This window comes from Noviherbaspirillum sp. (genome assembly GCF_036563305.1).
Lineage (GTDB): Bacteria > Pseudomonadota > Gammaproteobacteria > Burkholderiales > Burkholderiaceae_D > Noviherbaspirillum.
This window is the reverse complement of the sequence record NZ_DATCMQ010000014.1, coordinates 113,265-127,273: the sequence shown is the minus strand read 5'-3', so window position 1 is coordinate 127,273 and position 14,009 is coordinate 113,265. Positions and strand designations below refer to the sequence as shown.

The 14,009-nt window shown below is 62.6% G+C and carries 9 protein-coding genes and 1 other RNA gene; 9 read left to right on the top strand and 1 reads right to left on the bottom strand.

Features of this window, described 5'->3' with window-relative positions:
- Positions 1-320 precede the first annotated feature (320 nt).
- The 6 genes from VIM12_RS13365 to VIM12_RS13340 all read left to right on the top strand — a co-directional run bounded on the left by VIM12_RS13365 (position 321) and on the right by VIM12_RS13340 (position 4,525).
- Positions 321-503, top strand: a complete 183-nt coding sequence (locus VIM12_RS13365) for a hypothetical protein (protein ID WP_331942148.1) — start codon at positions 321-323, stop codon at positions 501-503.
- An 81-nt stretch (positions 504-584) separates the two neighbouring features.
- A complete protein-coding gene (locus VIM12_RS13360; protein ID WP_331942147.1) occupies positions 585-908 on the top strand; it encodes a hypothetical protein in 324 nt (107 codons plus the stop codon).
- Positions 909-955: 47 nt separating this feature from the next.
- The gene (locus VIM12_RS13355) at positions 956-1,147 is read left to right on the top strand and encodes a hypothetical protein (RefSeq protein WP_331942146.1); all 192 of its coding nucleotides are present in this window, start codon (positions 956-958) and stop codon (positions 1,145-1,147) included.
- A gap of 49 nt (positions 1,148-1,196) precedes the next feature.
- Positions 1,197-1,376: a hypothetical protein gene (locus tag VIM12_RS13350; RefSeq protein ID WP_331942145.1), complete on the top strand. Its 180-nt coding sequence runs from the start codon at positions 1,197-1,199 to the stop codon at positions 1,374-1,376.
- Between the two features lie 769 nt (positions 1,377-2,145).
- Positions 2,146-2,454, top strand: a transfer-messenger RNA (tmRNA) gene (gene ssrA, locus VIM12_RS13345).
- Positions 2,455-2,848: 394 nt separating this feature from the next.
- Entirely contained in the window at positions 2,849-4,525 is a 1,677-nt protein-coding gene (locus VIM12_RS13340; RefSeq protein ID WP_331942144.1) for a hypothetical protein, read from the top strand.
- A gap of 358 nt (positions 4,526-4,883) precedes the next feature.
- Here the strand turns inward: VIM12_RS13340 and VIM12_RS13335 are convergent, their stop codons facing one another.
- Positions 4,884-5,600, bottom strand: coding sequence for a hypothetical protein (locus VIM12_RS13335; RefSeq protein WP_331942143.1), 717 nt, complete (start codon positions 5,598-5,600; stop codon positions 4,884-4,886).
- 290 nt (positions 5,601-5,890) lie between these two features.
- Here VIM12_RS13335 and VIM12_RS13330 point away from each other — a divergent pair, with 290 nt between their 5' ends.
- The 3 genes from VIM12_RS13330 (at position 5,891) to VIM12_RS13320 (ending at position 13,954) form a co-directional block, all read left to right on the top strand.
- On the top strand, positions 5,891-7,882 hold the full coding sequence (locus VIM12_RS13330) for an NEL-type E3 ubiquitin ligase domain-containing protein (RefSeq protein ID WP_331942142.1): 1,992 nt from the start codon (positions 5,891-5,893) through the stop codon (positions 7,880-7,882).
- Between the two features lie 314 nt (positions 7,883-8,196).
- Entirely contained in the window at positions 8,197-10,101 is a 1,905-nt protein-coding gene (locus VIM12_RS13325; RefSeq protein WP_331942141.1) for a hypothetical protein, read from the top strand.
- A gap of 154 nt (positions 10,102-10,255) precedes the next feature.
- Positions 10,256-13,954: a hypothetical protein gene (locus tag VIM12_RS13320; protein WP_331942140.1), complete on the top strand. Its 3,699-nt coding sequence runs from the start codon at positions 10,256-10,258 to the stop codon at positions 13,952-13,954.
- The last annotated feature ends 55 nt before the right edge of the window (positions 13,955-14,009 follow it).

Sequence of the window (14,009 nt, the reverse complement as noted above, 5' to 3'; positions counted from 1 at the left end):
GAGCGGTTCCATTGGCGGAGGAGCCGGCGCACTGTACGGCGGCCTTGCCTCGCTATCGTATCGGATTATCCAGCTTTAATGCAAAGACTTTCTGGTGCGCAACGACGGCTTAAAAGTCCCGCGTCATTGAAAAAGGAACTGACAGCCGCGTCCGACCACAGATGTGCAAGGAGTGTCGAAGGCGGACGACCAACGGTCGTCGACCTGCAATCGATCGGTTCTGGCGGGCGCGGAAAATGTTTTCATTACTGAGCGTGCCCTCGCGCATGCCGCCGAGATTGACGCCACGACGGGTACTGCACTTTTTTTCGGAGGTCAGCATGGCTAACGCGATCGTCGGCGCGGCGGGCGGGAATGGTATCGCAACGGCAGGGGAATATATCCTCAAGGCCGGGGAAACATACATCGTCAGGAAGGCGCATGACGCATATGCCCTGCAACGGATTTTTTACGCGATCTCGCAGACCTTCAATTCCTTTCTTGAGCAGCAGGCCGGCAAGTAAGCATAGACGACTTCGTACGAGGCGCCCGTTCCCGGGTTCAGACGCAACCCGGGATACGTGCATATATGACCAGGAGCCATCATGAAACATATGCCCCACACCGACATCGAACGTACCGTAGCCAGGGACGGCGAGATGCCGGGACAGCCGTCGAGCGATACGCCGCACGGATTGCAGAGCCTCGAAAGCTGGGCCGCCGCGCAGGAGCGATACAAGAAACTCGTGACGGGACTGGACCCCGCCATGTCCGAAACAGCGAGGCGGGTCATCGAGGAATACCTGCAGCGGGCGGAAGAGACAAAGCGCGTCCGCGCGGCGCATGACGTCTTCTCCCTGGAGCAGATGATCACCAATATCCACGTGAACAACGACAGCTTCATCCGTGACAGCGTGACCGGCAAGTAGTAGCGGCAAGCCGTATCCTTGCCATCCTTGGAAAGAAAGGCAGGACCATGTCGATCGAGAAGAGCGACTTCCTGGACAACGACAGGCGCTACCAGCAGACGAGCCCCGCGGTGAAGGAGCTGCGTGAAGCGGGGGATGAGGCGATGGACTTTCAACTATGGTCGATCGCACAGGCGCACTCGCTCGCCAAGATCAAGACCTTCGCGACGATGGCAAAGACGATCAACGACCAGCAGTAGCAGCGCTGAACCAGGCCGCCCCTATTGGCCGCGAGGACAGGAGGACCAGATGCAAACACGTATGCCAGTGGATCAGCACAGGAAGGAAGTCCTTGTCGATACCTGGGAGGCGGCGCAGGAAGAAGTCCGGCAAGCGGCCGCGGTCAAGACCGACATCAGTTTTCTCAGCATCTTTTCCAACCTGATCAAGAAGATGGACGACGGCGCACAATCCGCGCAGTCGAACTGAGGCGCAATGTGGTCCAGGACGACCGGTCATGCAGCGCGGATCACATCCAAACGTGGGGCGTCACGATGGTGATGTGGTGAAGCAATGAGGGTTCCTCTCTATACAACCGTTCGAAACCTTGCATGGTCGCGGGTCCAGGCGGCGTGGGATGCGCACGAACAGGACCGGGACCAAGGAGTCGCCACGCGGACGCCGAATCCGGTCACGCTTCCTTCGGCACCGCCACCCTATAACCCTGCCCGCGATCGCGCGAACACGCTACGGTGGATTCAGGCACCCGACGCCTGGACTCGGGCACGGGTGACTGGGAACATGGACAAAGCGGCAGGCGGGTCGCGTGCAGCGGTGACCGCCAGTGCGCACGGCGGCGGCGTTCATGCGAACGGGGTCGGTGCGGCGCGCTCGATCGCAAGACGTGGCCGGGATAATTGGATGCGACGGCTGCGGGTGCCGCGTGGCACAAGGACGACGGAAGCGTCAGGGGCGAGGATGCCGGTCGGCCGCGCAGACGAATCTCGTCCACCCGCCGATATCGGTCCCACGCCATTGCCGGAATAAGCGGCGCCGCGCACCGGAGAGCTTCCGGCGATGAAGAAGCTGCGGCTGATTCGCCACCGCCATGTCAGGCATACGTCTTTCAGCGTTCTCCGCCTGGGAAAGTTGTACACCGGGTGAGAGAGCCGGCCTGAGGGCATTGATGCAGGATGATCGGATGACCGAAGCGGCGTTGCGGACGCAAGGTGGCGCGGCGCGCCATCTGCCGCGGAGCAGGTATCGAATTGCTGTATGCGGGCTGCAAGGTCCGTGGAAATAAAAGGTGAACGGCGGTCTGGACGGGAGTTCGATTCTCCCCACCTCCACCAGATGGCGATGGCAGCGTCGCCATCCCCTGGGGGTGACCTGGTTTCGACAGGCGGTACAAGTAACCGGATACACAGCACGTCAGGCGCCTGACGTAAATAGCGCAAAACCATAAACGTCAACCACGTTTATGCCGAAGCGACCGGCCTCGCCAGGCAGTACGGCGAGTCCGCGAACGACGGCGACCGCTATACGATGGCGGCTTAACAGCCGTTACCGATAGCCGAGTATCCGGCCCCTCCTTAGGGAGGCTTGGGAACAGAAAGGCCGGCCCCTTACAATCTCCTCGTGTCGGCACAGCCGGCAGCGGCCGTCTCTGCTCTCTCCCTGTGAGCGTCCCCTGCAATAACGAGGATTCTCGTTCCCTGGCACGTCGACAGCAAAACGGACAACGGTGGCCAGTGCGCTGGCGCTCTTTCACTTCCTTTCGCATCGTATGCGTGAAGTAGACGGAACCCTTGCACCGGCGGGACCACTCAAGTGCATGAACGGATGATGGAATCATCTACCGTGCCGAAGCGCGCCGTGCGATTTCGGAACAACGATAGCAGGCATTTCATTCATGCCGCGGTGCTATCTACCCTCATGCCAGCTACAGGAGATCGCAGATCATGGAAGTCAACGCTACTGTCATGCAGATCAACTCGACATGGTTGGATCTCTACAAGAACTCGACGGATCCCGCCGTCAGGAAGCTGGCGCTGGACAATCTGAAGGCGCTGGACATTTGGGACGACGGGAAACTGAACGAATCGCTCGGTGAGATCGATGGAGACTATCCGAACCTGGGAGGAGACGTGGATGCCAACCCTCCGCCACCGATTACCCCGGACGAGCCGTCGCCTCCGTCACTGGATACGCCTGACGACCCGCCACCTGCGCCTCCGCCGGCGAACGACGCACCCCCTGAGACACCGCCACCCGGAAACACGCCAAGAAAGTCGCTGGGGGATATCCGGCTGGCCGACATGAGCGACGAGGAGCTGGTTGCCGCGTTCAAGGACGGGCACTGGGACGCGAACGCATTGAACTACTTCGATGACGAGTTCAAGAAGCGTGCGGCCAGGGATGGCAAGCTGACGGACGACGAGAAGAAGACCATCGAGGACGCCATTGCCAGCGCCCGGAGCGGCCCGGTGCCCGCCGGGAAAGCGGACGCGGTGGCGGGCACCTTAGGCAAGACGGACACCGAGGCGCCGGATGATGTGTCGGGCGATGAGCCGGACGACGACGGCGATGCCCCGGAGAGGAAGGATCTCAACGGAAAGAACTTGTCTGAACTTTCCAATGATGAATTGATCAAGCTGCTCAAGAGCGAATACTGGAACGCCGAGTCCCTGAACTACTTCCACGACGAATTCACCAAGCGCGCCGGACGCGACGGCTTGACGGACGATGAGCGCAATAAGATTGACAGGACGATCGACGAGGGGCGCGCGGGCAAGATCTCGGACGAGAAAGCAGGTGCCCTGTCGTCGGTGCTTGATACCCCCGAGGAGAAGGGTGAGGGGGGAGGGGGCCGACGCCCGATTGACGGCGTCAACCTGCGCAGCATGACGAACAATGAACTTACCGAACTGCTTCGGGACAACCACTGGGATGACAACGCGCTGGAATATTTCCGGGACGAGTTGCTGAAGCGGATGAAGGAAGGCGACGGTATCCTCGACGCGGAAGAACGGGATGCAGTGGACGAGAAGATCGATAAGGCCAGGAGCGGAAAACTGACCCAGTCGGAGAGCGACGATCTCGAGAATCGCTTGAATACAGCAATGATAGGGGACGACGACGACTATAACGTCGGGTCGATGGCATTGCACGAGGCGAATCGGCTTGAAATGGTCAATCGTGCCTTCGTGAAGGATGATGGTTCTGTCGATCATGATGCGCGTAACCGATACATTACCGACCTGATCGGCGACGATGGATTGTCAGAGGAAGATTGGCGATATATCGATGAACGCTTTTATCACGAGTACAGGCACATTCCTGTCGTGAAGAACGCCGACGACTTCCGTAACCGGCTTGGAGACGGTTATCACCGGTACGAGGCTGTGGAGGCGTTCCTTGAGAAATTCGGGGATCGGTCCGATGTGCTGGATACCATGTACGTACGCTTCGCCGGGTCAGACGGCAAGATGAGCGAGGAAGAGCTGAAGGCGATGGACAAGTACATCGATGAAAAGGCCACCAATTCGAGCGCCGCAAGCTGGGATACCCGCATGAACAGATTCGATGAAGACGAAGATGGACTTCCTTCAAAAGACGATGTGAGCCCCTATCTATAGGATTGGCGTTGAACTTGCAGACGCAGCGGAGTGCAATGGACGACAGACATTCAGTAGCTGTGGTCCTGGCGCTTCGCTGCCATTGGCGCACCTGGCGGCGCGCCATTGTCGAACCGTGCCGGTCGTACGCGACGATCGCCTAATGCGGCAGTGGCGCATGCACGTCGGGCTGGGGGATGCAGAAGGAGTGTCTTGGGTATCGGATGGACCGGTAGAAATTCTGCAAGCGCGATCCTGGGGAGATGTTGTGGTCCGTCACATGCAAGACTAGCAACGCGGCTTTGAGCCACGCCGCACTGCCTATGTCATGTGCCTGTTCGCCGGCCAGCCGTTGCCGGCCAGCCGAGACAGCACTCCGTCAAATAAAATCGTCCATGCGCACCACCAGATGCGTGTCATGCGTACCGGCTGTACTCAAATCGTCGGTAGGATAGGTGTAACCCATCCCGTCCGGAATGCGTTCGTTGAGAAACCCGACCACTGCCGGATCCTGTATGTCGTTGACCGTGCTCTTCCGTATGCCGTATGGGATGCCCGCCGCGTTGTAGGCCAGTACGTCCTCGGGCGCGCCCTCGAGCAGATTGTCCAGCGTGCCTGTCAGGCGCCCGCCGCCGGCAGGCACGATCGTGAGGCCCGCATTGCTCCCCTCGATCCGGCTGTCGTCGTAGAACGTCATCCCTTGCCAGCCCTGGAAGGCGACCTCGCCCAGGGTGAAGGCATCCCCGCCCCCGGCCAGGCTGCGCCAGTTGCCGGACCATCCCTGCGGGAAATGGACTGTCCGGCTTTCCCCCGGCGGCACCACCAGGTCCGGTATGCTTTCCAGTCCCGCATTCTGGGTAAACCGCAGGTGCAGCGGCTTGTCGCCGTCATTGTGGAAGGTGATCGCATTGCCGCCGGCCGGTGGCCCGCCGATGCCGGTCTCGGTGGCAGCCGGCGCGTCCCGGATGTCGCCGTCCTGGACGCCGGGTTGCCGGTACTGCTCGGGCGTGTGGTCGAAGCCGCCGCCGGTACGATCCACACCTGGGGAAACGGGCGGCGTGCTGCCGCACCGCGGGGTTTCGTTGACGCTCGCCATGTGATTCTCCCTCTCTGAGGTATGCGATCTTCGCGCTGCAATATGGTGGTATCCCTGCTCGCCATGGGTGACGGGCGCACGACGCCGGGTTCCAATCTTTAACGCTACAGCGTCCCCTTGCCGCGAGCGGAACCCGCCCGCCCGTCGTACGACACATGCATCAAGTCCGAACATGTCAGCGATTTGACGTCGGTTAGTCCGGCATGCGAATTGCCCCTCCTGAAAATCACCTCTCTACACAGGCGAATGCCATGCCACTCAATCAACTTCCTGCCTACTCGCCTGCAAACGTGAACAACTCGGATCCGGAGCGCGAGAGCGGGTCTCGTATTGCATCTGCATCACCGCGCCAGCCGGATCGTTCACAGTCTCCACCGACTTCAAGTGGACAGCATGATGCTCACCGCGCGCGCCTTGCCCGACGGCTCGGTGCAACCGGCCGTCACTTGCAGTCCATCGATGCATGGGTATTAGCGGCGCCGCCGGCGTCAGCGCACGCATACAGGGCGGTGGCGGCGAAGATCAGGAGCGCCTGGGCGGACACCGAGGCCACCTTGAGGATTACATGCAGTGTCATTACAAGCCTTCCGCCGATGCCGCCGCATCTGGCGCATCTGACGCTGTCCGGGTGTAGCGGTCTTGATCGCCTGCCGGAATTGTCCGGGCTCGCGCATCTCACGGAGCTGCATGTCATGCAGTGCGCCGGCCTGACCAAGGGTCCCGACCTGACAGACTGCGCTCGACTGGAGCGGTTCTCGATGCAGGATTGCCGAAATGTCGTGACGCCTCCGGTGCTGGCCGGCTGCGCGCGGCTCAGGACGCTCGTGATGGACGGCTGTGAATCCCTCGCCCACCCGCCCATCCTGGTGGACTGCGTCAAGCTCATGTACCTGACGTTCGAACGTTGCCGAAGCCTCGCGACGCCGCCGGATGTGTCGCAATGCGTGGATCTCGAGGTGCTGGAACTCAGTCAATGCGAGGCTTTGACTGAACCGCCGGAGGTAACCAGCTCCGTACATCTGCGCGTGCTGAACATGCGTGAGTGCGGCGCCCTGCGACAGGCGCCATGCGTGCGGAACTGCACTGCATTGGAAGAGCTCTGCATGGCCGACTGTACGCTGCTGCGTTCGCCGCCGACGCTATTCCATCATCCTGGACTGACGAGCCTGGACATGAGCGGGGTGCTGTTGACGAGCCTGCCCGAGAACCTGATGGAACTGCCAGCTGGCGCCAGCGTCGAGCTCACCCTGAGCGGGCTGTCCCATCGCGTGCGCAATCTGTTCATCGCCGTTGTGGAGTCGTACGCCGGAAACGGTCCGACCATCCATTATGACTACGCCGCCCCCGCTGCCGCCGAACCGGTTCCCCTGGCGGAGGCGGTTGCCGTCTGGAAGGGCCGTGCCATAGACGGTGCGCCTGCCTGCGCCGCTCTGTGGAAGCGGATCGAGGCGGAAGAGAATGCCGCCGTGTTCTCGCAGTTCCTTGGTCGTCTGGTGGAAACCGGCGACTACAACAACCCGCGGCTGCAGGGAGATTTCACGCAGCGGGTTCAGGGACTGATCGGACAGCTGGAGCAGGACCCGAAGCTGCGAGGCACCTGCTTCACGATTGCACGCGGCGCTGTCGATACCTGCGGCGACCGGGTCGCGCTGGCATTGCTGCACATGGAAATCGCCTGCATGAACCGGCACGCCGAACAGGATGTCGACAGCGGCCGCCACGATGACGACAGCGCCGGCTTGATCAAGCTTGCGAAAGGCATGTTCCGGCTTGCCACACTTGAATCGCTGGCACGACAGAAAGTGAATTCGCTGCAATTTGTGGACGAGATCGAGGTGTATCTCGGGTATATCGTCAGGCTGAGCAAGGAATTCGCGCTACCCGTGCAGATGGAGACGATGCTGTACCCGAACTGCGCGTCGATCAGCGACGGCGACCTGGAACACGCCAGGCTGGCGCTCGCCGGCAGAGGCGAAGGCGGCGAGGAGGGGTGGCGGCGATTCCTCGAGAACTGGCATCCGATGACCGTGCTTCTCCAGCGAAAGGACCCGGAGGCGAATGGGATCGAACAGCAGAGGAACGCCGAGCTCGCCAGGCAGAAGCTGGTGTTGCAGACCGCGGTCGCCGAGCTCGATCCGGCGGTTGCGGATCGGGCTGCATTCGATGCTTTGCAGCGGAGATTCGCGGAGCTGGAAGCGGGTATCCGAAGCGTGGCACAGCGGGACAAGTGGGCGCGCATCGAAATGCTCGTCGGGGAACATGCCATCTCCTTGCGCGATTGAGCCGACTTCCGGCCCGCCGGGAAGCAGATGCATGTCCCAGGCAGACATTCCCGGCAGGGTGCAATGCGATCGTTCCGCCGGAGGTATTCCCAACACGACTAGGCCAATGCCAAGCTGTCATGGAACGTTGCTATGCGCGTCGACACAGAATCCGCATGGCCATATAAGAAAAATGCAATAAGCGTCGCAGCCATGGATTCCGGAAGACGCTTCCTCGGCCGGCCGTACAGCGTGACGGCCCAAGGGGAAACGTGCAGTGCCGAAGACGCGCACCCTTCAACTGCTTCATCTGCAATGAAAAGGAATCAGGCATCATGGTAACGAACGTACTTCCGCCTTCGTCCGTGCAAGGCGCGTCCGCAGCATCGACCGACCATGCAATCGACGCCGGCACGCAAAATTCCCCTGAGCCTGAAGCGCCGTCAGCCCCCGCTGTGCAAGGTCCGGCACGTACCGAAGGCCCGGGACGGGCGCTGCCCGGCTGGGTCGGCAATGCGAAGGCTCTTTTAAGAAAAATGGCTGCATGCGGAACGCGGGCGGCGCATCAGGGCAAACATGCTGCCACGTCGATCCTTGTTTGTGGAAGCAGGCACGCGGGCAATGATGCCGCGTCCGAGGTCATTGCGGCCCGCCGCGCCGTCCCTTCGTCTGCACCAGCGTTGGACTTCGGATCCGCATCGACGGGCGCCGGGATTCCGCGCACGCATATGGCAGGCGCTGCGACCGCGGAGCACGCGGCGGACGCGGAGCACGCGACCGCCGCACCGCAAGCGCCAGTACGTTCATCAACGCCCGTTGTCCTGAATATGGAAGTCGAGCGACGGGAATCCGCGCCGCCGCTGTCGCTTGCCGCAAGCGCTGCGGCTGCTGGGGTCGAAGACACGCTCCCGCGAGCGACGCCGGAACAGATTGATTTCTTGAAGTCGTTCCATCTGCCAATTGATCCCGCGGACATGGTAAAGGCCCTCCATCCCCTATCCCTTGAACTCCTTCGCATGCCGCTGATAAGCATCGATGATCTCGCGCCAGGAGATATCCTGTTCGCCTATGAGGTATATCCGAAAACCGCCGCGCACGCGAAGACGCAGTCATTCCAGTATCCGGAATCGGAACCCGATCTTGGTCGGCCGGGGCTGGATGACAAAGACAAGCGGCCGCGCCTGAACGGCCGCGTAAACGACAAGACGATGATCGGCGACTATCGTAACGTGCACGCGCTGATAGCGGTCCCGGGGATGGGTGCCGACGGGACCGTGCAGGTCGTCGATGCGCGCGGGGGTATCGGCACCAAAACACCCATCTTCCGGGTGCAGGCGACTGCCATACAGTCCGGTACGTACAAGGTTTTCCGCCATGCCGACCGTGAGGTGGCGAGCATCGCGGCATGGATCGCGTTGTTGTGGGCGTCGGAGCATAACGTGGCTTACAGCGTGCGGCAGCTCAGCGAGATGGGGAAGCCACGGCCGTTTTACGAGTTCTGCGAAGATGACTTGCCGCAGGAGGTACGGGACATGCCGGACGGCGAACGCAAGAGGTCCAGGATCGAGGAGGCCCGGCAGCGATGGGAGGCAGGCAGGAAGGAGGAGGCCGTCCGCGCTGCGATGAATGCCTTCGATCCCGATCCTGAAATGTACAGGAACCCGGTGGAGCCGGTGTTGAAGCCAAACCAGACCTTGGACGACGCCTGGAGAGATCTCAACGGCGTGATGTGCACAAACCTCGTTGCCGTGGCCTTCCAGGCAGCGGCCGTCCAGGAACCCGTTCAGCGGAAGATGCTGGAATCCCTCGAGACGGCGGCTCGCATTTCAGAGCCGGAGAAGAGAGCGCTTTTCCTCCAGGAGGTGGAAGGGTTCGAAGGCCTGCTGCAACTCAGGGCGCGTGGACTCTCGCCCAAGTTCCTCGAGGGATACATGCTGACCGCTGCATTCACAGACAGCGATGGCAACCCGAAGAAACAGTTCGAGCCGGTCGGAAGGCTGGCCGTCGGTACCCCGGCGAAACTGGAAGAAACGCCGCCCCACGCACCCAATCTCGCGCTTGCCGCCGTTACCGGCAAACCGCTCCGGAAGGATCTGGCTGAGGCGCTGGAGAAGAAAAAAGGGTCGGCAGCCGCGGCGGAGGTTGCACCGCTGGAAGGCGAGCGCGTTGACGCACGCAAGATTGAAGACAACATCGGCATCAGTCCTCCGGCAAGTCCGCAAGCCGGCCCTCCCCGCTGACCCTACCCGTCGCCCGGCTTCGCGTCGGGCGCGTCCATCGGCCCGCAAAGTCGTCAGGGTGCGGCAAGCCTGCGCGGAGATTCCCCGCCTGCCGGCCGTATGAACAAACAGGTGCTTCCGCGCGACCCATACTTTCGACCAACCGAAGAATCGTATGCCTCTCTCACCTTTCATCCCCACTCTCTCCCGTCCGGCCAATGGAACCTGGGATGTCGAAAAAGGCACGCCGTACCTGCCGTATCACCTTCCGGCGAGCGCCGGCAAGCCCGAGGGCACGGAAGAAGCGGCCCGGCCGGCCGCGACCGGTCCGCTCCGCCAGTCCAGGACGGATGCGGCCAGAAGGACGGCACTCGGCAGGCTCGCGGACCGACAGCGCGCTGAACATCCGTCGCCCGAGGACCTGGTGCGCAGCCCGGAGTACAACGAGGCGAGAATGGCGTGGCAGCGTGGCGACATGGCCGGCGCACTGAGCCACTACCTGCTCGCGTTCGGACACAGCCTGGAGGACCTCGACCAGGGTTCCCGCACGTACGGCGGGCGTTACGCCCTGCGCGTGGTGCTGCCGACCCTATGCTATCTGGCGCCGTCCGCGACGTTCGCCGCCACGCACTCGCACGTCGCACAGGTGACAATGGCCTGGACCATGCCGTTCGTGGCGGCTTTGGTCGGCGCGATCAGCCTCCAGGCCGTCGTTCCCTGGGCCGACATGGGTTACCGTCCCAAGCCGAACGTTGCCGGGAAGCTGTCGACGCCGACGCTGGACGTCCTCGATCGCATGCTGCACAAGAAAGTGGCGGAAATAGACGATCTGCTGACAACGGTCGCCCATACGAGCGACGCCGGCCGGTACACGGCAATCCTGAAGGAGATCGACACTAAGCAGGGCGAGGCAGAGGCCGCAATCAAGGCATACACGACCCGCCTTTCCCTTAATCTCGCCTATCAACAAGGCCTGGCCTTCCAGGGTATCGTGAGGCTCGGTACTTTCATCCTGTCGATTGCGTCGACTGTCGCCGCGCTGTTTCACAAGAACCCGAGCTACGCGGCGGCTTCGTATGCATTTGCCTTCCTGTGCTACCTTGTCGGCGTCCGGGCGGTCACCCCGCACGACGAGGTGAACAAGACCCGCCTGCTGCTTGCGTTGGCCCTGGAGGGGGAGGACTGGACGGGCAAGCAGCGCAATGTCCTGTCACCCACGGACGTGCGGCAGGCGCAGGCCGTCCAGACCCTCACTGCCGAGCGCGATGCCACGCTGCAGGCTTGGGCGCTCTCCGTCGGTCTTGCGGCAAAGGACGGGCTCAGGTATATGGCGGCGCAAAAGCGCCACGAGGCACGTCTTGCCGATGTGGAGAGCGCACCGGCGACAGACGATATGGAGCTGATCAGCCTTGACGCGAGGATACACGAGGCGAGCAGCAAGGCAGGCCCCAAGGCGTTGAAGCGCAGCGCCGAACTGAAGGAGAAATGGCAGCGGCTCGACAAGGATATCGGGCATGTCGGTCGCATGGAATACCGGGACGTATCCGCGGCGTCGCTGGACCTGGTGTTTCGCACGATGACGGCTGGCGGCATCGGTAACGCCGCCGGTACGGCCGGCGCAGCCGAGGCAAACGCCGCCGGTGAAGCCGACGAGGAGGTGGACGAAGAGGTGGACATCCGGGGGACGGCGGCGCCGGTGCCAAGGTTCGGCGAACTGTATGCCGGCCTGTATCGCGGCGGGAAAGCGAGAATCAGCATCACGGCCGAATTCCTGTCCGCGGCTGCGCAGATGACGTGGGCGCAGTATCACCTCATCTTTGGCGGCCCGCTTGGACCGCAGATGGCAAGTTCCACCGCCAATCTCTTCTTAAGCTCGCCCGACACCTCGGCATCGACGGCGCTATACGTGAAGACCGGGTGTGTCGCACTTCCCCTGTTGGTCATCCTGTACGGCGCGTGGTGCGGGCACCCCATTCCACGGACGGAATTCGGCCATCGCCGCGGAAAGCAGATGCCACGGTGGCCCCTGCATGTCAACACAGTCGCGGGTTCGTTGGGCTCATTCGCGGTCGCGTCGATGATCGGCAGGCGGTTGCTCCTGCGCGACGACCACCGTGCGAAGGCGAAGGAGGGAGGTGTCGCCCAGCTGACCGGAACGAAAGCACTCGGTTGGGCCTATCTGGGCGAGCTCCTGAAGGGCGGATTCGACCTGTCCTCCCTGTTCGCCATACGCAGCGAAGGTATCGGCGCCGCCGGCGCCGAGCAGGCGTACCGGACACTCGTGCTGAGGCAAGGCGAGCTGCGGGTCATGCACGATACGCTTGCAGGGGAGCTGAAGCGGCTGGAAGCCGGCCCGGATAGCGCCGAGGTTGTACGCCGTGATGAGCCGGACGGGGATCCCGGGTTCACGTCGGACAGTTCGGACGATGTCGACGACGAGCAACCTGGTACGCCGCCGGCCGCCATCGGCGCCGAAGCAGAGCGAGCGTACATCGAAGCCGCGCATGGCATCTTCTCGGCCTCCTCTTCCGACCTCGACCTCCAGCACTTCTACACGAACACTGGAGCCACTATGCGTCTCATGCAAGACCTTTACAAGGAGATCAATAAGCGCGAAATTCCACACCCTGAGACAGAGGTCGACCAGAGTGCCGGGAGGGTTTTCCGGGAGAGCAGGATAGACGAGGACAACGAGGCGACCGCTGCCGAAAGGAATGGGTACGCCCTGCAGCCGCCGGCCCGCAGTGCAGGGCCGGAGAGGCGTACGCCTGCCTTGCGCAGGTCCACATTGTCGGTTGCAGGGACCCCGCGCAACGCCTTTTCCAGGGGACCATACATGTCGGGCGGCGCGGCTGGCGCGGACCGGCGTTCCCTGGAGAGGAGGACCCAGACGCCGTCAACCAGTGCCGCTGCCGTCAGTTCCACGTCGACCAGCTTTGGCGACGCGGAAGCCGGTGTGCTCGGAACGGCTGCAGTGCGTGCATCCAGCGTCCGGTCCAGCGATACCCGGAACCCGCACTTTGTCGACACTTCCCGGGCATCGTCGGTTTCCGATCATGCGATCGGTCACGCACGGACGATGAGCCCCGCATCGAACGGCAGCGGTCGCGTTGATGTGTCACACCCCTCGCCACCGCGCGCGGGTGCCGACCGCAATACGACAAGTCCCCCGCCGATCCCTCCACGTTCGCCCGCTCGTCCGTCAGGCCGGAGTTCGACGTCGACCAGCTTTGGCGACGCGGAAGACGGTGTGCTCGGAACGGCTGCAGTGCGTGCATCCGGCGTCCGGTCCAGCGATACGCGGAACCCGCACTATGTCGACACTTCCCGGGCATCGTCGGTTTCCGATCATGCGAGCGGTCACGCACGGACGATGAGCCCCGCATCGAACGGCAGCGGTCGCGTCGATGTGTCACACCCCTCGCCACCGCGCGCGGGTGCCCACCGCAATACGACAAGTCCTCCGTCGATCCCTTCACGTTCGCCCGCTCGTCCGTCGGGTCGGAGCGCGATGCCTGTGTCGACGGATAGTGCGGGAACTGTCCAGCCGGCGACGACGGCGCCAACGGGCTTCCGGTCGCTGCGGCGGCATGACATGCTGGATCTGGCCAGACGAATGCTGCACCTGAAGCCCAAGGCACGTTCGGAATTGCCCGGATCGGCAACGCCGGCCGTCGTGCAGGAAGCGCCGGCACCGAGGTCGCCGAACAAGCTTAAGAAACGTCGCAAGGATCCTGTCCCGAACTCTGCGCCGGCCGTGACAGATGCGTCGACCGCCCGTTCCGCGCCAACGCGGGCAGGGGCGGCGGCAGGATCGACGAGAGGTTTCCTGGCGAGGATCGGATTCTCCCGGCGTGGCCCGGCAGTCCGATAGCAGTGTCGGCTCGCATCTGTTCGGCCAGTCGGGTCATGCGGGCAGACGAGGTGCA